Source organism: Sporosarcina pasteurii, from assembly GCF_041295575.1.
Classification (GTDB): Bacteria; Bacillota; Bacilli; order Bacillales_A; family Planococcaceae; genus Sporosarcina; species Sporosarcina pasteurii.
Genome location: NZ_CP160452.1, coordinates 2,042,071 through 2,063,939, shown reverse-complemented (window position 1 = coordinate 2,063,939; position 21,869 = coordinate 2,042,071). Strand labels below are relative to the sequence as shown.

The following is a 21,869-nucleotide window of genomic DNA, read 5'->3' as shown; positions in this document are numbered from 1 at the left end:
AAGGAGGGCTCAATGTGGATGGTAAACAAAACGATAAAATGAAACTCCACCTCTTATTACAACAAATAAATATGACAGACGATCAATTTGTTGTTCATTTTAAAAATGCATTATTAGAGAGAGTAAGCGTTCATCGTAAATCACGCGTTTGGCAATTTAATATCCAATTAGAGAAATTACTGCCAATCGAAGTATATACAATCTTTAACCAGAGAATACGAGAAGCATTTTCAGCAATTGCTACAATTCAATTAAACATCGTTTGTAAAAATCCAGTAGTGGATGAATCGTTAATTGCTGGTTATTGGCCCTTTGTAATAGAAGAATTACGAGATATGTCACCGCCTATTCGTGAACGATTAACGAGTCAAAAACCGAGCGTTACAGGTGGTAAACTCACATTCATCTGTATGAACGATATGGAATTACAGACGATGAAAACAAAATATGGCCCACTAATTGCTGACGTTTTCGAAACGTTTGGCTTTCCAAGGCTTGCCGTTGATTTTCAGCTAACTGATGATTTGAACAGTGCTGAGGAAGCACAAAAAGCTTTTCTAATCGAACGTCAGGCAGAAGAGGAAGAGATGGCTCGAAAAGCGTTAGAAGACATGCAAAAGAGAGAGCAGAGCCGTAAAGAAAATGACGATGTTCCATCGGGTCCATTCCAATTAGGTCCTGCGATTAAACATGACGAACCGCTTATGGAAATCAGAAACATTCAAGATGAAGAGCGTAGCGTTACAATCGAAGGCTATGTCTTTGATACTGAAGTAAGAGAATTACGTAGCGGTCGTTCATTATTAACAATCAAAATAACAGATTACACGGACTCCATTATTGTCAAAATGTTTTCCCGTAATGAGGAAGATGGTAAATTAATGTCCTCCTTGAAAAAAGGTTCATGGGTTCGAGCGCGTGGGGGCATTCAAAATGATACGTTCGTTAGAGATTTAATTATGATGGCACAGTCGATTATGGAAATACCCCCAGTTATTCGAAGAGACTTAGCGCCTGATGATCGTAAGCGTGTGGAATTACATGCACATACATCGATGAGTCAAATGGATGCAGTCGTTTCAGCTTCAGCATTAGTCGAGCAAGCAGCGAAGTGGGGGCATCCTGCTGTAGCGATTACAGACCATGGCAACGTGCAGTCTTTCCCTGAAGCTTATTCTGCTGGGAAAAAGCATGGGATAAAAGTATTGTTCGGGATGGAAGCCAATTTAGTCGATGATGGAGTTCCAATTGCGTACGGTGAACAACATCGTAAACTTGAAGATGATACGTTTGTTGTATTTGACGTAGAAACGACTGGACTCTCAGCTGTTTATAATACCATTATCGAATTGGCTGCTGTGAAGATTAAAAACGGTGAAGTCATTGATACGTTTGAACGATTTGCAAATCCGCACGAACCAATCTCTGCCCTCATTACGAATTTGACAGGGATTACGGATGATATGGTAAAAGATGCTCCGGATGTCGATGAAGTCGTTCGAGACTATTATGAGTGGATAGGTGACGCGGTACTCGTTGCACATAACGCATCATTTGATATGGGATTCTTATATGAAGCTTATAAAAAAGCAGGAATTCCAAGTATTACGTATCCAGTTATTGATACATTAGAACTGGCACGTTTTCTACATCCTGAACTCGGGAATCACAGACTGAATACGTTAGCGAAAAAATACAATATTGAACTGACGCAACATCACCGTGCGATTTACGATGCGGAAGCGACTGGATATTTGTTTATAAAATTGTTAGAAGGTGCAGAGGCAAAAGGGATTACGCATTTAGATGATTTTAATAAACATATTGGAGAAGGCGACGCTTATAAACGTGCTAGACCGTCCCACTGTACAATTATTGCGACAGACGATGTCGGGATGAAAAATTTATTTAAACTCGTATCTTATTCGCATATGGATTATTTTTATCGGGTGCCGCGGATTCCGCGTTCTTTACTCATTAAACACCGACAAGGGTTACTCATTGGATCTGGTTGTTCGAACGGTGAAGTATTTGAAGGGCTCATGCAGAAATCGCCTGAAGAAGTTGAAGAAATTGCGAAGTTCTATGACTATATTGAAATTCATCCGAAAGCTGTGTATTCACATTTAATTGACATGGAACTAATCCGTGATGAATGGAATATGGAAGATATTATGAGGAAGTTAATTAAACTTGGAAAAGCTGTCGATATCCCTGTTTGTGCAACGGGAAATGTGCATTATATCGATGAAACGGATGCGACGTTTAGGGAAGTTCTCGTTCGCGCTCAAGGCGGGGCAAATCCTTTAAACCGACATTCCTTACCAGAAGTTCATTTTCGTACGACTGATGAAATGCTTAAAGAGTTTTCATTTCTCGGGGAACAGGTGGCAGAAGAAATCGTCATCGACAATCCACGCGCGATATTAGAAAGAGTCGGGGATGTTAAGCCGATAAAAGATGATTTATATACGCCTGAAATTGAAGGTGCAGATGAAGAAGTTAAGCAATTAACTTATTCCATGGCGCATGAAATTTATGGCGAAGAGTTACCAGAAGTTGTCGTTGAACGGATTGAAAAGGAACTGAAATCCATTATTGGACACGGCTTCGCAGTCATTTATTTAATTTCCCATAAGCTAGTGAAACGTTCACTCGATGATGGCTATTTAGTTGGATCGAGGGGATCCGTTGGTTCTTCACTTGTTGCTACGATGATGGAAATTACGGAAGTTAACCCACTTCCACCGCATTATGTTTGTCCGACTTGTAAAAAAGCGGAGTTCTTCGATGACGGTTCCGTAAGTTCGGGTTATGACTTACCTGATAAAAAATGTTCAGATTGTGATGTATTGTATACAAAAGATGGACAAGATATCCCGTTTGAAACATTCCTTGGTTTCGAAGGGGACAAGGTACCTGATATTGATCTTAACTTCAGTGGAGAATACCAAGCAAATGCGCATAACTATACGAAGGAATTATTCGGAGAAGATTATGTCTATCGTGCTGGAACAATTGGTACTGTTGCAGAGCGTACAGCCTATGGTTATGTCAGAGGGTATATGAATGATAATGGTGTTCATTTCCGTGGCGCTGAAATTGACCGCCTCGTAATCGGGTGTTCAGGTGTTAAACGAAGCACTGGACAACACCCGGGGGGAATCATTGTTGTACCGGATACAAAGGATATCTTTGACTTTACACCAATTCAATTCCCAGCAAACGATTTAAATTCAGCATGGAAAACGACGCACTTTGATTTCCATTCGATAGAAAATAACTTGTTAAAACTAGATATTCTCGGTCATGATGATCCAACAATGATTAGAATGCTCGAAGATTTATCGGGGATTGACCCACTTACAATTCCGCCCGACGATGAAGGCGTGATGAAATTATTTAGTGGCACTGAATCGCTTGGCGTTACACCAGAACAGATTGGTACAAAAACAGGAACTCTTGGTGTACCAGAGTTCGGAACGCGTTTCGTTCGTCAAATGCTTGAAGAGACGAAACCAACTACATTCTCAGAACTCGTTCAAATTTCTGGACTCTCTCACGGGACAGACGTTTGGCTTGGAAATGCCCAAGAGTTAATTAAAAATAAAGTCTGTCAGCTATCTGACGTAATCGGTTGTCGTGATGACATTATGGTTTATTTAATTTACCAAGGGCTAAAACCTGCAACTGCCTTTAGTATTATGGAGTCCGTTCGTAGAGGTCGCGGGCTAACACCTGAATTTGAAGAAGCGATGAGAGCTCAAAATGTACCAAATTGGTATATTGAATCATGTAAAAAGATTAAATATATGTTCCCGAAGGCGCATGCTGCTGCATATGTATTAATGGCACTTCGGATAGCTTATTTTAAAGTGCATCATCCAATTCTTTATTATTCAGCATACTTTACAGTTAGAGCTGCTGATCACGATTTACTAACAGTAACAAAAGGTTCAGCATCTATTCGTGCTAAGATCCAGGAAATTGATGCAAAAGGCCTCGATGCATCACCAAAGGAGAAAAATTTACTTACTGTATTGGAAATTGCGTTAGAGATGTGTGAACGTGGATTTTCATTTGCAAAACCTGATTTATATAAGTCGGATGCAACGACGTTTGTCATTGATGGAGATACATTAATCCCTCCATTTAATGCAATCCCATCGCTCGGTACAAATGTTGCGCAATCAATTGTCGAAGCGAGAAAAGACGGTGAGTTCCTATCCAAGGAAGATTTACAGCAGCGAGGTCGTGTTTCAAAAACAGTCATCGAGTATATGGAAGAACTTGGCTGTCTAGAAGGAATGCCTGACGCAAATCAATTGTCGTTGTTCTAACGCATTGTTTGCAACAACGTTTTACGTATGTTATGATTAAACCAACTTTTGTAATAGTCTTGCGAAAAGAGTGGGATATCCCGCTCTTTTCTGTTGTTCAGCAGTTTTTGAAGAGATGATTTCATCAAAATATTTAAGCAATAAGTGTGAATTGGATTGGGAAATAGGTTTATCATAATGGAATCGGTTAAACCTATTGAATAACATCGAAACGAAGCTGGCAAGATGTAGTTCACTTTATTTTAAAAGACATTCATTCTTTAATGGATAGAGAAGAATGAAATTCACCTACGCGACGTATGGAGATTTTGCTACACTGACGAAACGTATTAAATGCTTCTAGAAGATATCTAACGGGAAGAATAGCTATGAGGCTACAAATTAAATTCAAAAGTTGGATGTATCAAAGTTGTAGTGATTACTTGGGAGGGATAAAATGACTCAAATTACAAGTGTTGTTGAAAAAATGGTTCAACCAATTGTGGACGATTTAACTTTGGAATTAGTCGATATAGAGTTCGTGAAAGAAGGAAATGACTGGTTTTTACGTGTTTATGTAGATACACCAGAAGGCGACATTGATATAGACCAATGTGCACTCGTTAGCGAACGATTAAGCGAAGAATTAGATCGCACAGACCCGATTGAACAAAATTATTTCCTGGAAGTATCTTCACCGGGTGCTGAAAGGCCGTTGAAAAAAGAAGAGGACTTTCAAAATGCAATCGGACAGTATGTGTATATCAAAACTTATGCCCCAATCGATGGCATGAAAGAGTTTGAAGGATATTTACTGTCATACGGTCCTGAAGGTGCAGAAGTAGAGATTCGTATTAAGACTAGAAAAGTTACCGTATTAATTGACAAGAAAAAAATTGCAGTTGCACGATTGGCAATTGACTTTTCCGCATAATGGATTATAGGAGTGATGAACATGAGTAGTGATCTACTCGATGCGTTAACAGCCCTTGAAAAGCAGAAAGGTATTTCAAGAGACGTATTATTAGAAGCCATTGAAGCAGCCCTTGTGACTGCCTACAAACGAAACTTTAACCAAGCGCAAAATGTAAGAGTTGATATGAACTCTGATATTGGTTCGATGAAAGTGCTTGCCCGTAAAGACGTTGTTGAAGAGGTTGAAGACGAACGTTTACAAATTTCATTGGAGGATGCACACCACATTAATCCTGCATACGAGATAGGCGATATTGTAGAAGAAGAAGTGACGCCAAAAGATTTTGGACGCATTGCAGCACAAACGGCAAAACAAGTCGTGACGCAACGTGTACGTGAAGCTGAGCGCGGCATGATTTATGATGAGTACGTTGATCGCGAAGAAGATATTGTAAATGGAATTATTGAGCGAACTGATGCAAGGAATTTATATGTAGGGCTTGGAAAAGTAGAGGCTGTTTTACCTTTAGGTGAACAAATTCAAGCAGAAACATATAAGCCGCATGATCGAATCAAAGTTTTTATTACAAAAGTCGAACGTACTTCACGTGGACCACAAGTATTTGTTTCTAGAACACATCCGGGATTATTACGTCGTTTATTCGAACTTGAAGTACCAGAAATTTACGAAGGAATTGTTGAAATTAAAACAATCGCACGTGAAGCGGGAGATCGCTCAAAGATTTCTGTTTATACATCTCATGAAGACGTTGATCCAATCGGTTCCTGTGTTGGTGCAAGAGGTGCTCGTGTTCAATCTATTTCAACGGAATTAAATGGAGAGAAGATTGATATCGTTGAGTGGTCAGAAGATCCTGTTGTCTTTGTAGCAAATGCGTTAAGTCCTTCACAAGTATTAGACGTACAAGTGAATGAGGAAGAACGTTCGACAACAGTTATCGTTCCAGACTATCAACTTTCACTAGCAATCGGTAAGCGCGGTCAAAATGCAAGGTTGGCTGCAAAACTTACTGGTTGGAAAATTGACATTAAAAGTGAAGAAGACGCACGTGAATTAGGCATTTATCCGCGGGAATTACCAGAGGATGACCCGGAAGAAGTCGCCACTTCACCTTATTACCATGATGGGGAAATCTATGGAAACGACGAAGAGTTACCGGAAGAACCAATTGATTTATATAAAGAAGATTAACTAGAAAGGATGTACACATATGGCGAAAATGAAAAAAGTACCTTTACGTAAATGTGCGGCTACTGGCGAAATGTTACCGAAAAAGGATATGATTCGGATTGTCCGCCCAAAAGAAGGGGAAGTTTCAGTTGATCTAACGGGAAAGAAATCTGGCCGTGGGACCTATGTGTCAAAATCCGAAGAAGCGATCGAGTTAGCGCGCCGCAATCGATCAATTCAAAGTCAACTAAAAGCAGAAGTTCCAGAACAAGTCTATGAAGATTTACTTCATGCAGTTCGTCGGGAGTCTATAAAATGAATACATCACAAAAAATATTACAGTTACTAGGAATCGCGACTAGAGCGGGAAAGATAGTAACAGGTGAAGAGTTAACTGTCCGTGAGATTCAAGCTGGTAAAGTCCAGCTTGTCATCATATCGAATGATGCATCGGCTAATACGATGAAGAAAATTACGGATAAATGCAATTTTTTTAACGTTGAGAAGCATGTTTTTGGAAGTCGGGAAGAACTTGGGCATGCTATCGGAAAAGAATCGCGAGTAGTTCTTGCGATAATGGATGCCGGTTTTGCGGGCAAATTCTCCGATTATCTCAATGAATATAACCGGGGGTGATCGCATGACTAAAGTGCGTGTACATGAATATGCGAGACGAGTGAAGAAAACGAGTAAAGAAGTAATTGATGCACTCGAAAAACTAGATGTAAATGTAACAAATCATATGTCTACAATTGATCAAAATGCAATGACGAAACTTGATAAAACATTTGGTGTAAAAAGAGCAGAAAAGGGTGCTGAGAAACAAGCATCCAATCAACCACGTTCCAATCAAAATAATGATGGACGAAAGAAAGCTGAAGGCCAATCACGTCCTGCACAAGCAAGTCAAAATAAACGTCCAGCGGCGCAAGGTCAAGGTGCTAAACCAAAAGGTAATCAAAATCGCCCAGCTGCTCAATCAGGTGGCGGGAATAATTCAGCGCGCCCAGGACAAAATCGTGGACAATCTGGTCCAGGTAGACGTGGTGGACGTCCACCTGCACGTGGGATTAACCAAGGAAGACGAAGATACCGTCCAGCTAATCCAGAACCAAAAGTCCAAAAACCATTACCGGAAAAAATCACGTTTTATGAGTCTTTATCCGTTGGCGAACTAGCTCAAAAATTGGGTCGTGAACCATCTGAAATTCTTAAGAAGTTATTAATGCTTGGCGTTATGGCAACAATTAATCAAGAACTTGATAAAGATACGATTGAATTGCTTTGCTCAGACTATGGCGTAGAAGTAGAAGAAGAAATCCGTGTCGATGTAACAGACCTAGAAGTTTATTTTGAAGAAACAGAAGGCTTAGAGGAAGAACAACCATCAGAAGAAAATATGGTAGAACGTCCGCCAGTCATAACAATTATGGGGCACGTTGACCATGGAAAAACAACACTTCTAGATTCAATTAGAAATACGAAAGTAACGCAAGGTGAAGCGGGCGGTATTACACAACATATTGGTGCATACCAAATTGAACATGACGGTAAAAAACTTACATTTTTAGACACACCAGGTCACGCAGCATTTACAACAATGCGTGCGCGCGGTGCTTCAGTCACTGATATTACAATTCTTGTTGTCGCAGCAGACGATGGTGTAATGCCACAAACAGTGGAAGCAATCAGTCACGCTCAAGCGGCTGAAGTTCCAATTATTGTTGCAGTCAACAAAATCGACAAGCCAACTGCTAACCCAGATCGAGTCATGCAAGAACTTACTGAACATGGTCTCGTGGCAGAAGACTGGGGCGGAGATACAATATTCGTACCTGTTTCAGCGTTAACTGGCGATGGAATCGATTCATTACTAGAAATGGTTCAACTTGTCGCTGAAGTTGCTGAACTAGAAGCAGATCCGACAATCCGTGCAAGAGGTACAGTTATCGAAGCAGAACTAGACCGTGGACGTGGTTCAGTTGCAACATTGCTTGTTCAAAACGGTACACTTAACGTTGGAGACCCGATTGTTGTTGGAAACACATACGGCCGTGTACGTGCTATGATTAACGACTTAGGACGTCGCGTTCAAAAAGCTGGGCCTTCAATGCCTGTAGAAATTACGGGACTCAATGATGTTCCACAAGCTGGCGATCGTTTCGTCGTCTTCGAAGATGAGAAAACGGCTCGTCAAATCGGTGAATCCCGAGCAGGAGATGCACTTCAAGAACAACGTGATGTTAAAACAAGAGTAACGCTTGATAATTTATTTGACCAAATGAAACAAGGCGAGATGAAAGAGCTTAACCTCATCGTTAAGGCTGACGTTCAAGGTACAGTTGAAGCAATGGCTGCCTCATTGATGAAAATCGATGTTGAAGGCGTTAATGTTAAAATTATCCATACTGGCGCTGGAGCGATTAATGAATCCGATATCTCCCTAGCAGCAGCATCTAATGCGATTGTAATTGGATTTAACGTTCGTCCCGACGTAAACGCGAGACGTGCTGCCGAAGCAGAAGGTGTAGAAATTAGATCTCATCGCGTCATTTATCAAGTGATCGAGGAAATCGAATCTGCGATGAAAGGGCTACTTGACCCTGAATTCGAAGAGAAAGTTATCGGTCAAGCTGAAGTTCGTGAAACTTTCCACGTATCTAAAATTGGAACGATTGCGGGAAGCTATGTGACTGATGGTAAAATCTCACGTGATTCTGGCGTTCGTGTCATCCGTGACAGTATTGTCATCTATGAAGGTGAACTCGATGCATTGAAACGATTTAAAGATGATGCAAGAGAAGTGACTAGAGGCTATGAGTGCGGAATTACAATTAAAAACTATAACGATATTAAAGAAGGCGACGTAATCGAAGCCTTCATCATGGAAGAAATTAAACGGGTATGATTGTATATGCGGAGTGTTCGTTTTTCATTCCAATGGCTGCCTCTTTAAAAGATAAACGTTCAGTAATTAAGCGGATGATTGATCGGACAAAAAACTCTTACAATGTATCCATAGCTGAAATTGGACATCAAAATCTTTGGCAACGTACAACAGTTGCAATTGTTGCCGTGGCTTCTTCCAAAGAACCAGCTGAAAGAGAAGTAAAACGTGCGATTCGTTTATTAGAATCAAATCCTGAATGGGAAATGACCGAGTATCACATTGATTATTACTGAAGGCGAAACGGGGTGACAAGTCTATGTCAAAACGTGTGAATCGTATTGCAGAGCAAATGAAAAAAGAACTTGGTGAAATCATTATTCAAAAAGTGAAGGACCCGAGAATCGGTTTTGTAACAGTAACAGACGTCGAAGTAACAGGAGACCTTCAAAATGCAATTATCTTCATTTCTGTTCTAGGAAGCGATAAAGAAAAAGAAGAAACGCTAAAAGGTTTAAACAAGGCGAAAGGCTTTATTCGTACTGAAGTTGGGAGTCGAATTAGATTCCGTAAAGTACCTGAAATCGACTTTGAATTCGATGAATCCATCGAGTACGGTAACAGAATCGAAACATTACTCACGCGAGTAAATAACGAAAATGAATAATAACTAGATGGAGGAAGTCGACGTCCGTGGGGACTTTTCGGCTTCCTCCATTTGTATAGAATTGAGGGAATTGCATGAAAGGAATACTGCCACTGTGGAAAGAAAAAGGGATGACATCGCATGATTGCGTTTTTAAATTGCGAAAAATACTCGGCACCAAAAAAGTCGGTCACACAGGAACGCTTGATCCAAACGTGGAAGGTGTTCTGCCAATTTGCATCGGCCAAGCAACAAGAATTGCTGAATATATTACGGATAGCGGAAAAGAATATGTCGCAGTGATCTCAATTGGTACATCGACAGAAACTGAAGATGCTGATGGGGCAATAGTAGAACAAGACACGTCTATAAAAGAAATTAATCGTCAAGAAATTGAAGAGGCCTTACACAAACTAACGGGTGAAATCACGCAAATTCCTCCGATGTACTCTGCGGTAAAAGTGAAAGGTAAAAGATTGTATGAGTATGCGCGCAAGGGAATTGTAGTTGAGAGACCAGAAAGAAAAGTACTCATTGAACAATTAGAATTGCTGAGTAAAGAAACAGAGTTCGAAGGCCCTGAAATCACATTTACTATTCGAATTAAGTGTGGAAAAGGAACGTACATCCGTACGCTTGCTGTTCAAATCGGAGAGTTATTAGGATATCCTGCACATATGGCTTCACTTATCCGAACAGCTTCGGGTAATTTCAGACGTGAAGATTGCTTTACGCTTGATGAAGTTGCGCATGCCAAAGAAGAAAGTCGCATAGATGAACAGATTCGTCCAATTGAAGAAGCTTTAAGTGAATTTCATTTTATTGAAGTTGACAATGAAATGTATGGTAAAATAGTGAATGGGCAAGTGTTGCCGATACATTCGAAATTACAAACAGAGTCTAAAATTGTTTTCACAAAAAATCACAAAGCATTGGCTGTTTATATCCAACATCCGACAAAAGAATACTTAATGAAACCTGAAAAAATGTTTCCGTTATAAGAAAACGTAACGTGCTTAAAAGAAAACACAGGAACAGTAAGGTAAGGAGGGGGAAAAGTGGAAATTTATGAACTGAATTACCCTAATCGCGTTTCAATAGATCAAGAAGGTCAATATTCACTTGCCATCGGTTTTTTCGATGGATTACATAAGGGACATCAAACTGTTATTCAAAAAGCAATCGATAAAGCAAAAGAACTTGAGATTCAATCAGCAGTGATGACATTTAATCCACACCCATCCCATGTGCTCGGTGATGGTAAGAATAAGGTAGGGTATATTACGCCATTTGAAGAGAAGGTAACAGTGCTTCAATCCCTCGGCGTAGACGTAGTATTTGTGGTGAAATTTGATAAAGCTTTAGCTTCTCTTTCTCCAGAGCAGTTCGTTGATGTGTTTATTAAGAAGTTAGGTGTCAAACATGTAACGGCCGGTTTTGATTATTCCTTTGGTGCAAAAGGTGCTGGAACGATGAATGATATGGAGCGTTTATCTAATGATATGTATGGGACGACGATTGTTGGTAAGGTGATCGATCAAGAAGACAAGGTTTCGTCCACACGTATTAGAATTTTATTGTCAGAAGGAAAAGTAGAAGAAGCCGCCATTTTACTTGGAAGAAACTTTCGAACAATTGGTACGGTAGTAGACGGAGATAAGAATGGTCGGAAACTGGGGTTTCCAACGGCTAATATTTTACCGCCTGAAGACTCAATTCTTCCCCTAAATGGTGTCTATGCTGTTCAAATCATAATTGATGGAAAAAAGTATGACGGTGTTTGTAATGTTGGCGTAAAGCCGACATTCGAAAAAGGACAGCAACAAGCAACCGTGGAAGTGCATATATTGGATTTTGATGAAGATATATACGGGAAAACTGTTGCGGTTGAGTGGATTTATTTCATACGCCCAGAGAAGAAATTCGACTCATTTAATGCCCTCATTGAACAGATAAGTAAAGATAAAGAGCGTGCTAAGGAATTGTTATTGGAACGTTAACTGTTTCCTTTACAATGAAAAATAGACATGTTATGATAAATTAGTACTGAGTAAAGTACGAACCGTTTCTTGGCATAACGCATCACCAACGTATGCGAGGAAATTGGGGATATATTGTATAGGAGGTGAAAAGGATGGCTATTACACAAGAGCGTAAAAATGAGTTGATTCAAGAATTCAAAACTCATGAAAACGATACTGGATCTGCAGATATTCAGATCGCTATCCTTACTGAAGAGATTAACAACTTGAACCGCCATTTATCTACTCATAAGAAAGACCACCATTCACGTCGTGGACTTATGAAAATGGTTGGAACACGCCGTAAACTTCTAAAGTACTTACGTAACAATGAAGTTGAGCGTTACCGTAATCTTATCGCTAAACTCGGTCTACGCCGATAATAAGATGACTACTTAAAAGCGGGCGTTGCCCGCTTTTTATTTTTCTGGAGAGAAATGGATAATTATAACATAAAGCGATTAGATGATAAATGTTATGGAACAGAAGAGTAAAAAGCTGAATTTGAGATAATATAAGTAGGCAGCAAAGAATTATGCGAACTTAATTATATGGTCTGGGTATAAATGCTTGGATTGTTATCGTTTTCAGCTACAAATATTTAGCATCATCCCGCCTTATTTGGTACACTACAATTAATACATACAACGTATGATATCTAGTTTGTTGATAAATGGAAAGGGGTTCACTCATGACAGAACAAAAGAAAGTTTACACGCTCGAATGGGCTGGTAGACAATTGGTCGTTGAAACTGGCCAATATGCAAAACAAGCAAATGGCGCTGTCCTAATCCGTTACGGAGATTCCACAGTACTCTCAACGGCGACAGCTTCAAAGGAGTCTAGAGGCCTTGATTTCTTCCCGTTAACGGTGAATTATGAAGAGCGTCTATATGCTGCTGGGAAAATTCCAGGTGGTTTTATTAAACGAGAAGGCCGTCCATCAGAAAAGGCAGTATTAACGAGTAGACTGATTGACCGACCAATTCGTCCTTTATTTGCAGAAGGTTTTCGTAATGATGTACAAGTTATCTCGTTAGTCCTGTCTGTAGATAATGACAGTTCACCTGAGATGGCTGCGATGATTGGTTCATCTTTAGCATTATGTGTGTCAGATATTCCTTTTGAAGGCCCTATCGCAGGTGTTCAAATTGGCCGTATTGATGGAGAGTTTATTGTAAATCCTACGTTAGAACAGCAAGAGCAAAGCGATCTCGATCTCATTGTTGCTGGAACGAAAGATGCAATTAACATGGTTGAAGCTGGCGCATCTGAAGTGACGGAAGATGTAATTCTAGAGGCAATTATGTTTGGGCATAATGAAATTATTCGTTTAGTTGAGTTCCAAGAGATGATTGCTGCTGAAGTTGGCAAAGATAAAATGGAAATTCCGCTCTTTGAAATAGATGAAGCGTTGAAAAGCGAAATTGAATCCGCATATGGAACTCGTTTAACAGACGCGATCCAAACAAAAGAAAAGCATGAGCGTGAAGATGCGATTGAAGCGGTAAAAGCTGAAGTTGTCGAGAAGTATGAGGCAGCAGACGCAGAAGAAGAAACAATGAAGCAAGTGAAAGCAGTGTTATCTGAACTCGTGAAAGAAGAGGTTCGTCGACTGATTTCTGATGAAAAAGTACGCCCAGATGGCCGTGCACCTGAAGAAATTCGTCCACTTGAATCTCATGTTGGCATGTTGCCAAGAACGCATGGTTCAGCTCTGTTTACACGCGGTCAAACGCAAACATTAAGTGTATGTACATTAGGAGCACTTGGGGAAGTTCAAATCATTGATGGTTTAGGTCTTGAAGAGTCTAAACGTTTTATGCATCATTATAATTTCCCGAACTTTAGCGTAGGGGAAACAGGCCCAATTCGTGGACCAGGTCGTCGAGAAATTGGACACGGTGCATTGGGAGAACGAGCGCTTGAAGCTGTATTACCAGATGAAGCTGAATTTCCATATACAATGCGCCTCGTAGCAGAAGTTCTTGAGTCTAATGGTTCTTCTTCTCAAGCATCTATTTGTTCATCTACAATGGCAATGATGGATGCAGGGGTTCCGTTGAAAGCACCAGTTGCAGGTATTGCGATGGGACTTGTTAAGAGAGACGAAAATTATTCAATTCTTTCAGATATTCAAGGGATGGAAGATGCACTCGGTGATATGGACTTTAAAGTAGCAGGAACAGAAAAAGGAATTACTGCACTTCAAATGGATATTAAAATCGAAGGCCTTTCACGCGAAATTCTTGAAGAGTCTTTAACACAAGCAAAAATTGGACGTTTGCATATTCTTGAACATATGAATTCGGTTATTAACAGTCCACGTGAAGAACTATCAGAATTCGCGCCGAAAATTGTGAAAATCCAAATCAATCCTGATAAAATCCGCGATGTTATCGGACCTGGCGGTAAAGTAATTAATAAGATTATTGAAGAAACAGATGTGAAAATCGACACAGAACAAGACGGTACGATTTACATTTCTTCTTCAAATAGCGAAATGAATCAAAAAGCAAAAGAAATGATAGAAAATATCGTTCGCGAAGCAAAAGTAGGCGAATATTATTTAGGTAAAGTAAAACGTATCGAAAAGTTTGGCGCTTTTCTAGAAATATTCCCTGGAAAAGATGGACTTCTTCATATTTCTCATATTGCGGAAGAGCGAACAAAAGCAGTTGAAGATGTCTTGAAAATGGGTGACGAACTTCTCGTAAAGGTGATCGAAATCGATAATCAAGGACGCGTCAACCTATCCAGAAAAGAAGTATTGATTGAAGAGAAAAAAGCAGCAGAAAAAGAAGGTAAATAATATTTATCGCAACTTTTAAGGCCTAATCGTAAGGCCTTTTTTTATCGCATAAATATAGGTAAAGGGTATTAAGAAGAGGATGCTGTTGATATTCCAACAACATAACGATCTTTTTGCTGCAAAGATAGTTGAAAGGGGGAGTTTATATGATTCAAAAACACGTATGCGCAAATGGGGTGCGAATTATTCATGAATATATGCCGCATGTTCGTTCGGTCGCGCTAGGAATTTGGATTCAAGCGGGTTCCAAAGACGAGTTCGAAGAAGAGGCGGGGCTCGCTCATTTTATAGAACATATGCTGTTTAAAGGAACGACACGTAGAACTGCCAAAACGATTGCTGAAGAGTTTGACCGGATTGGTGGCGAGTTAAATGCGTTTACTTCTAAAGAAGCGACTTGCTTTCACACGACGGTTTTAAAAGAACATGCGGACCAGGCGCTGAATATTTTAGAAGACATGCTTTTACATTCGAGGTTTGATGAAGAAGAGATCGCGAAAGAGAAATTAGTGATCCTAGAAGAAATTGCGATGTGTGAAGATACTCCGGATGATGAAGTGCACGACCAATTATGGAAAGCGATGTATCCCAATCACCCAATCGGTAAGCCAGTTTTAGGAACAAAGCAGTCCGTTCTAAGTTTTACCAAGTGGGCGATTCAAAACTTTATGGATCGACTGTATAAGCCAGAGCATATCGTGATTTCAATCGCAGGAAATTATGATGAAACACTCATCCATTCTGTTGACAGGTTATTTGGCGTCTTTAAAAGTGTAGATACAAATCAAAGAGCGCTTATGAAGACATCGCCAAAATTTCATGCAGGTCTGTCAGTTAAAGAAAAAGATATCGAGCAAGCTCATCTTTGTTTAGGTTTTCCATCGTTATCCATTCAAGATGAACGGAAATATGAATTAGCGATTGTAGATTGCATTATTGGTGGTGGGATGTCCTCTAAGTTATTTCAAGAAGTTCGCGAGGAGCAAGGGCTTGCTTACTCTATTTATTCTTATTATTCGTCTTACGAAGAAACGGGCTCATTTATTATATATGGGGGAACTTCACCGGAGAATTTGGGGGCATTACGTAACACGATTCAATCAGTTATTCAAAATTTATTATCAAAAGGCATTCGTGATGAAGAACTGGAAAATGCAAAACAGTATGTAATAACTGGGTTTTTGTTAGGACTAGAAAGTACTGAATCTCGGATGTCGCGTAATGGCCACCAAGAACTTTTGTTACAATCTCATAGAAATGTTGAAGAGGTTGTGGCTAAAATAAATGGGATCAAAAAGTTAAATGTAGAAAAAATGATTGCCTATCTATTTCGTGAGGAGCCTGCTATCTCCATCATTAAACCACCAGCACATTAGAACAAATTACACTTCGTTAACAATCTTTTCGGATTCTAGTCATATATTGATAAAAAGAAGAAGAGAGGAGAATGAAGTTGTTACTATCGGAACTTGCACAAAAAGAATTAATACAAGTGAAAGATGGCGTACGTTACGGACTTCTCGCTGATACGGACTTAATTTTTAATGGAGAAACTGGTGAGATTATTGGATTAGAAATTAAAAAAAGAACAGGGCTGTTTGGGTTGAAAAATGATTCTTCTGAGGAGTTCATACCTTGGGAAGAAATTGTTTTAATTGGGGAACATCGAATTCTTTTCGGTAAAACAGGTCGGATGGATGAGGTTTTTTTAGATGAGTAATAAATGGTTGTTTATTGGTACAGATGATCGACTCAATGTGTGTAAAAATCTAATGAGTGAAGATGGGTACGATTGCCGAATTGTTCAAGCGAATCATTATTCCGAGAAATTAACAAACGAAATCATCCACTTTCAACCGAATCATATCGTCTTTCCGATTTTACAAATGACAGGGACGATTCCAGTAGAATTACTAAAGAACAAACCGACATTGTATACAGGAGTAACTTCACCGGAATGGTTGAAGCCCTTTGAAGACGCTGGTTTATCCATCCACTCCTATTTGAAGGAAGAACTATATATATGGGAAAATGCACAGATTACGGCAGAAGCCTTTATGAAAGAATTTTATAGGGAAACGAACCAAACAATAGGAAACAGTACGTTTCTTGTTGCAGGTTTCGGGAGAGTTGGAAAAATGGTAGCTGAACTGATTCGTGGTATCGGTGGGCAAGTTATTGTTGTCGCCCGTTCAGAGGCACAACTTGCGGAAGCAAAACTGCTTGGCTATCAAATCGCTTCGATTGCGGAAGAGTTACCAATGGAAGGGAATTATTTAGTGAATACGATACCAGCTAAATGGTTAGAAATTGGAAATCAACACCCCCTTTTCATCTTTGATCTTGCATCAGCACCGGGCTGCCTAGTTGAAACGAAAAATGTTGAATACTATAGATTACTCCCTGGTCTGCCAGGGAAGCATTTTCCGTTTGATGCAGCGAGTGCTTTAAAAGATGCGCTCAATCGGATAAACCGTAGATGAAAGGGGAAATAAATGTTACAAGGAAAGCGGATTGGCCTCGGAATAACCGCCTCACATTGTACGTACGAAGAAGTAATTCCCATGATAGATTCTTTAAAAGATGCAGGTGGGACGGTAGTTCCGGTCATTACACACTCAGTTCTTACTGCTGCGACTAGATTTGGAACTGGAGAGGAATGGATCGAAAGGATTGAAAAGGCAACTGGCGAAAAGGTCATCTCGACCATTGTAGGTGCTGAACCTTTTGGACCGAGTACGCCAGTAGACTGCATGATCATTGCCCCAATTACTGGAAACTCACTCAGTAAATTTGCGAATGCTGCGACAGATTCACCAGTGTTAATGGCAGCAAAAGCTACATTACGAAATGGTAGTCCTGTCTTATTAGGAATTTCCACGAATGACGCCCTTGGTTTAAATGGCCCTAATCTTATGAAGCTCCTAAATATGAAAAATGTCTTCTTTATTCCTTTTGGTCAAGATGATCCATTCAAAAAACCAAACTCCCTTATCTCTGATTTTACACGTATGGTACCAGCAGCAGAAGCAGCAATTAGAAAAGAGCAACTTCAGCCATTATTAATAATTCATGAAGAAAATTGAAGGTTCTTACACATTCAAGCCATTGTTATGATATAATCTTTCCAATACTACTGCATAGATGCTGAAAGGGAGATTTGTAATGGGTAAAGTGAATGTAGCGATTGTCGGTGCAACAGGAGCTGTTGGGACAAAAATATTAGAAAAATTACTTGAAAGAAATTTTCCTTCAAGTTCAATCAAATTGCTTGCTTCAAAAAGATCGGCGGGAAATAAAGTCGAAGTAGGCGAAAAGCAATTTGTTGTTGAAGAAACTGTTCCAGAAGCATTTGATGGAGTAGATATTGCATTTTTTAGTGCAGGCGGTAAAATTTCTGAAATGTTTGCAGAGGAAGCGGTAAAACGCGGCGCAGTTGTAATTGATAATACAAGCGCTTTTCGTATGGTTGAGGATATTCCGCTTGTTGTTCCAGAAGTGAATTTAGAAGCACTTCGTCAACATAACGGAATAATCGCCAATCCAAACTGTTCTACGATTCAAATGGTCGCAGCATTGGAGCCAATTCGAGCAAAGTACGGTTTGAAACGAATTGTCGTGTCAACGTATCAAGCTGTTTCTGGAGCGGGTTCAGAAGCGATTGATGAGCTACAAGCGCAAGCTGACCAACTTGAGAGTCGTGCAGAAATTGAAGGTGAAATATTACCTTCTGCTGCAGGGAAAAAACATTATCCAATCGCATTTAATGCAATTCCACAAATAGATGCATTCGATGCTTCGGGATATACACTTGAAGAACTGAAAATGATGAACGAGACGAAAAAGATATTTAGTATGCCAGAGTTACAAGTTTCAGCAACGTGCGTCCGTCTCCCTGTCGTAACTGGACATTCAGAATCTCTATATATCGAAGTAGAGAAAGAGAATGTGTCTGTTGAAGAGATACGAGAAGTTCTTAGTCATGCACCAGGTGTTGTTTTGCAAGACGATGTGGATACGCAAACTTATCCGATGCCTTTATTTGCGGAAGGAAAAGACGATGTATTTGTAGGACGAATTCGAAAAGATCCTGATAAGTCTACTGGTTTCCATTTATGGGTAGTGTCGGATAATTTATTAAAAGGGGCAGCACTAAACTCTGTTCAAATTGCAGAAAGCCTTGTTTCGATAAAAACATCGATATGACTTGAAAAGGAAGGGGTAAATGGAACTCGGACGAATATCAACGGCGATGGTCACTCCTTTTTCACAAACAGGAGACATTGATTTTGAGAAAACTGATCAGTTAATTGAACATCTAATTGCGAATGGCTCAGACTCAATCGTTGTTTGTGGAACGACTGGTGAATCTCCAACTTTAACGCGAAAAGAAGTGGAGGAACTTCTAACGTTTGCTGTGAAAAAAGTGAATGGTAGAATTCCGATTATTGCGGGTACAGGTAGCAATTCGACGGCTGGCTCTATGGAAGCGACTAAGCTCGCTGAACAGTGCGGGGTGGATGGCATTATGCTTGTGACCCCTTACTATAATAAACCGGACCAAAAAGGTCTGTTTGCACATTTCTCGGCCATTGCCAAGGAGACCGAGTTGCCAATCCTCTTATATAATATACCTGGGCGTTCAGTCATTAATATGCTGCCTGAAACGACCATTGCGTTATCAAAAATAAAAAACATTCATGCGATCAAGGAAGCAAGTGGGGATCTTGAGCAAATGGCTGCAATTATTAGTGGTACCGAAGATGACTTTAAAGTCTACAGTGGTGATGACGCATTGGCCTTGCCCTTACTTGCCATCGGTGGAGATGGGGTTGTGTCAGTAGCTTCTCATGTTGTGGGGAATGAAATGCAAAAAATGATGACTGCTTATTTGGAAGGACGTACGACTGCGGCGGCAACAATGCACCGCACCCTCTTGCCATTATTTACAGCGTTATTTACAGCGCCGAATCCAGTGCCAATTAAACATGCACTTAAAGTGTTTGGTGTAGATGTAGGTGAAGTGAGACTGCCGTTAGTAGGATTAAAAGATAAAGAATGCGTGAATCAAGCCATTAAGAACTTACAAAGTTCGAAACGGATTTTTATTTAAGGAAAAGCCGGTTAAAAATGAGACCGGCTTTTTTTGTTGTCTAGCTTCGGGTGGCAACCGCTCGAGTCATAAGCAAACTGTCTATGTGGCAAAGTTCGCCACGTCGAGAGGTCAACTTATGCTTGTAGTGAATAATCTCGCTTTATTCTAAAAATACATAAAATAAAATGACCACATTCTTCAACTTTTATATTTGTACCAAAACGATTCGTCACGTATAATGAAAAATAGCTGAACTGGCCGGGAAGTAGAATTAGGAGGAAAAAAATTGACGAAAATAAAAAATGAATGTATTAGAATCATTCCCCTCGGAGGGGTAGGGGAAGTTGGAAAAGCGATGTATGTCGTAGAAATTGACGATGAAATGTTTATCGTCGATTCGGGGCTTATGTTTCCAGAAAGTGAGATGCTAGGAATCGACATTGTCATACCTGACCTTACATACGTTGAAGAGAATAAAGAACGTGTAAAAGGAATATTTTTAACACATGGACATGAGGATGCGATTGGTTCACTTGCTTATTTATTACAAGTTGTACAAGCTCCTGTTTATGGTTCGAAATTAACGTTGGCGTTAGCAAAAGAGCACTTGAAAGAAAAACCTGCACCGCATCCAATACGATTTTTTGAAGTGACGAACAGAAGTCGTATGAATTTTAACCGTACGCATGTAACTTTTTTCAATACAACACATAGCATTCCAGATTCTCTCGGAATTGTATTCAATACGAGTGAAGGTGCGATTGTTCATACAGGAGAGTTTAAATTTGACCAATCAGCAAAAGGCAAATATCGTCCTGATATCGGTAAAATGGCAAGTCTAGGCGAGAAAGGTGTCTTTATTTTAATGTCTGATTCATCAGAAGCTGAGCGTCCTGGCTACACAACTTCAGAATCAGTCATTGAAACACATCTGTCCAAGACGTTTCATGAAGCGAAGGGACGTATTCTTGTTGCGCTCTATGCATCGAATTTTATTCGAATTCAACAAGTATTCGATAAAGCGTTTGAATCAGGAAAGAAAGTCGCGGTTGTAGGAAAAAGTCTTGAAAGCTACTTCGAAGTTGGCATGAAACTAGGGTATTTAACGATAGAAGATGATGTTGTGATTCCGGTACAAGAGATAGATAAGTATGAAAACGATGAAGTTGTCATTATCGTTACTGGCAATAAAGGTGAACCATTAGATGCACTGGAGAAAATTGTCCGTAACCATCATAAAGATATTAAGATTAACGACACGGATACAGTACTGATTACATTTACACCCTCTCCAGGAATGGAAGTCTCGATGTATGAAACGATGAATCAACTTTCTAAAAAAGGCGCAAGAGTTTTGACGTCAAATAGAAAAGTACATGTCTCTGGCCATGGAAGCCAGGAAGATCTTAAGTTAATGTTAAATTTAATGCAGCCTAAATATTTCATCCCGATTCAAGGGGAGTACCGTATGTTGATCGCGCATTCAAAACTCGCGCAGCAAACAGGGATTCAAAAGACAAGTATTTTCATCGCAGATAAAGGCGATATTGTAGAATATAAAAACAATAAAATGCGGATGAGTGGCCGCGTTCAAGCCGGGAATGTTCTAATAGACGGCATCGGTGTTGGAGATGTAGGGAATATTGTATTACGAGATCGAAAACTATTGTCGCAAGATGGAATTTTCACTGTTGTCATCACGCTGAATCGTAAACAGAAGCGAATTGCGGCAGGTCCTGAGATTGTGTCTCGAGGATTTGTCTATGTGCGTGAATCAGAAGAGTTGTTAGAAGAAGCGAGGAAACTTGTACGAAAAATAGTTGATAAACATGTGACTAAAAAATCGTTTGAGTGGACAGGGATAAAGACAGAGATTCGTGATACGTTAAGTTCTTACTTGTACCAACAGACGAAAAGAAGACCGATGATCATTCCAATTATTATGGAATACTAACTGACTGAGAACAACTTATGCCGAAGGG

General features: G+C 39.8%; 19 protein-coding genes. All 19 read left to right on the top strand.

What is annotated here, in order from left to right:
* Positions 1 to 14 precede the first annotated feature (14 nt).
* The gene (locus AB1H92_RS09690; RefSeq protein ID WP_115360488.1) at positions 15 to 4,340 is read left to right on the top strand and encodes a PolC-type DNA polymerase III; all 4,326 of its coding nucleotides are present in this window, start codon (positions 15 to 17) and stop codon (positions 4,338 to 4,340) included.
* A 436-nt stretch (positions 4,341 to 4,776) separates the two neighbouring features.
* A complete protein-coding gene (gene rimP / locus AB1H92_RS09685; RefSeq protein WP_115360489.1) occupies positions 4,777 to 5,253 on the top strand; it encodes a ribosome maturation factor RimP in 477 nt (158 codons plus the stop codon).
* Between the two features lie 21 nt (positions 5,254 to 5,274).
* Entirely contained in the window at positions 5,275 to 6,447 is a 1,173-nt protein-coding gene (gene nusA, locus AB1H92_RS09680) for a transcription termination factor NusA (RefSeq protein ID WP_115360490.1), read from the top strand.
* Positions 6,448 to 6,466: 19 nt separating this feature from the next.
* Positions 6,467 to 6,745, top strand: a complete 279-nt coding sequence (gene rnpM / locus AB1H92_RS09675) for an RNase P modulator RnpM (protein WP_115360491.1) — start codon at positions 6,467 to 6,469, stop codon at positions 6,743 to 6,745.
* On the top strand, positions 6,742 to 7,062 hold the full coding sequence (locus AB1H92_RS09670) for a YlxQ family RNA-binding protein (protein WP_115360492.1): 321 nt from the start codon (positions 6,742 to 6,744) through the stop codon (positions 7,060 to 7,062). The genes rnpM and AB1H92_RS09670 overlap by 4 nt, the downstream gene beginning before the upstream one ends.
* 4 nt (positions 7,063 to 7,066) lie before the next feature.
* Positions 7,067 to 9,334, top strand: a complete 2,268-nt coding sequence (gene infB, locus AB1H92_RS09665; RefSeq protein ID WP_115360493.1) for a translation initiation factor IF-2 — start codon at positions 7,067 to 7,069, stop codon at positions 9,332 to 9,334.
* Positions 9,331 to 9,609, top strand: a complete 279-nt coding sequence (locus AB1H92_RS09660; protein WP_115360494.1) for a DUF503 domain-containing protein — start codon at positions 9,331 to 9,333, stop codon at positions 9,607 to 9,609. The genes infB and AB1H92_RS09660 overlap by 4 nt, the downstream gene beginning before the upstream one ends.
* Before the next feature lie 23 nt (positions 9,610 to 9,632).
* Positions 9,633 to 9,980 carry a 30S ribosome-binding factor RbfA gene (gene rbfA, locus AB1H92_RS09655; RefSeq protein WP_115360495.1) on the top strand — a complete coding sequence of 116 codons (348 nt, stop codon included), beginning with the start codon at positions 9,633 to 9,635 and terminating at the stop codon, positions 9,978 to 9,980.
* Positions 9,981 to 10,054: 74 nt separating this feature from the next.
* Positions 10,055 to 10,960, top strand: coding sequence for a tRNA pseudouridine(55) synthase TruB (gene truB, locus AB1H92_RS09650; protein WP_115360496.1), 906 nt, complete (start codon positions 10,055 to 10,057; stop codon positions 10,958 to 10,960).
* A 57-nt stretch (positions 10,961 to 11,017) separates the two neighbouring features.
* A complete protein-coding gene (locus tag AB1H92_RS09645; protein WP_115360497.1) occupies positions 11,018 to 11,959 on the top strand; it encodes a bifunctional riboflavin kinase/FAD synthetase in 942 nt (313 codons plus the stop codon).
* A gap of 134 nt (positions 11,960 to 12,093) precedes the next feature.
* Positions 12,094 to 12,363: a 30S ribosomal protein S15 gene (gene rpsO, locus AB1H92_RS09640; RefSeq protein WP_115360498.1), complete on the top strand. Its 270-nt coding sequence runs from the start codon at positions 12,094 to 12,096 to the stop codon at positions 12,361 to 12,363.
* Positions 12,364 to 12,671: 308 nt separating this feature from the next.
* Positions 12,672 to 14,792: a polyribonucleotide nucleotidyltransferase gene (pnp, locus tag AB1H92_RS09635; RefSeq protein WP_115360499.1), complete on the top strand. Its 2,121-nt coding sequence runs from the start codon at positions 12,672 to 12,674 to the stop codon at positions 14,790 to 14,792.
* A 146-nt stretch (positions 14,793 to 14,938) separates the two neighbouring features.
* Positions 14,939 to 16,168: a pitrilysin family protein gene (locus AB1H92_RS09630; protein WP_115360500.1), complete on the top strand. Its 1,230-nt coding sequence runs from the start codon at positions 14,939 to 14,941 to the stop codon at positions 16,166 to 16,168.
* A 71-nt stretch (positions 16,169 to 16,239) separates the two neighbouring features.
* Positions 16,240 to 16,512 (top strand): YlmC/YmxH family sporulation protein, encoded by a 273-nt coding sequence (locus AB1H92_RS09625; RefSeq protein WP_311157221.1) that lies wholly within the window; start codon positions 16,240 to 16,242, stop codon positions 16,510 to 16,512.
* A complete protein-coding gene (locus tag AB1H92_RS09620) occupies positions 16,505 to 17,275 on the top strand; it encodes an NAD(P)-dependent oxidoreductase (RefSeq protein WP_115360502.1) in 771 nt (256 codons plus the stop codon). The genes AB1H92_RS09625 and AB1H92_RS09620 overlap by 8 nt, the downstream gene beginning before the upstream one ends.
* A gap of 12 nt (positions 17,276 to 17,287) precedes the next feature.
* The gene (locus AB1H92_RS09615; protein ID WP_115360503.1) at positions 17,288 to 17,878 is read left to right on the top strand and encodes a dipicolinate synthase subunit B; all 591 of its coding nucleotides are present in this window, start codon (positions 17,288 to 17,290) and stop codon (positions 17,876 to 17,878) included.
* Between the two features lie 79 nt (positions 17,879 to 17,957).
* The gene (locus AB1H92_RS09610) at positions 17,958 to 18,998 is read left to right on the top strand and encodes an aspartate-semialdehyde dehydrogenase (protein ID WP_115360504.1); all 1,041 of its coding nucleotides are present in this window, start codon (positions 17,958 to 17,960) and stop codon (positions 18,996 to 18,998) included.
* A gap of 19 nt (positions 18,999 to 19,017) precedes the next feature.
* A complete protein-coding gene (gene dapA, locus AB1H92_RS09605; RefSeq protein WP_115360505.1) occupies positions 19,018 to 19,905 on the top strand; it encodes a 4-hydroxy-tetrahydrodipicolinate synthase in 888 nt (295 codons plus the stop codon).
* Positions 19,906 to 20,173: 268 nt separating this feature from the next.
* Complete coding sequence (locus AB1H92_RS09600) at positions 20,174 to 21,841, top strand: ribonuclease J (protein ID WP_115360506.1); 1,668 nt, start codon at positions 20,174 to 20,176, stop codon at positions 21,839 to 21,841.
* Positions 21,842 to 21,869 lie beyond the last annotated feature (28 nt).